Raw genomic sequence first — 383 nt, forward strand, 5'->3', positions numbered from 1 at the left:
AAAAAACAAACTTTATTTTAAAGAAAAACTCTTAATATCTGATGCATAATAGGAAACATTAACAATCATGCTAAAAAAAATTCAGAAATAAATTCAAGAATTTAAATAACCTTATATCTTATTTTTTATTTGAATAGAATGAAAATTCTAATATTATCTTTTTGTTTATCACTAATAAAAGGAGAAAACTTCATGGCTCTCTCTCTGCTCAAATACTGGAACAAAAATATTATATCTTTAATCCTCCTTTTATTCATCACCATAAACACTGCACATGCTCAACTACAACCAATAGAGCAAAACGAACCCCATTATTCACTCCAAGAAATTATTGATTCTGGTCATCTTTTTTTTGGAAAAACAGCTAGTGGTCTGGCTGTTGC

General features: G+C 27.7%; 1 pseudogene. It reads left to right on the forward strand.

Features of this window, described 5'->3' with window-relative positions:
* Positions 1-192 precede the first annotated feature (192 nt).
* Positions 193-383, forward strand: a pseudogene (locus J7R13_RS09410) (DUF1134 domain-containing protein); the annotation flags it as partial.

It is taken from the genome of Bartonella taylorii 8TBB (assembly GCF_902825155.1).
GTDB lineage: Bacteria > Pseudomonadota > Alphaproteobacteria > Rhizobiales > Rhizobiaceae > Bartonella > Bartonella taylorii_A.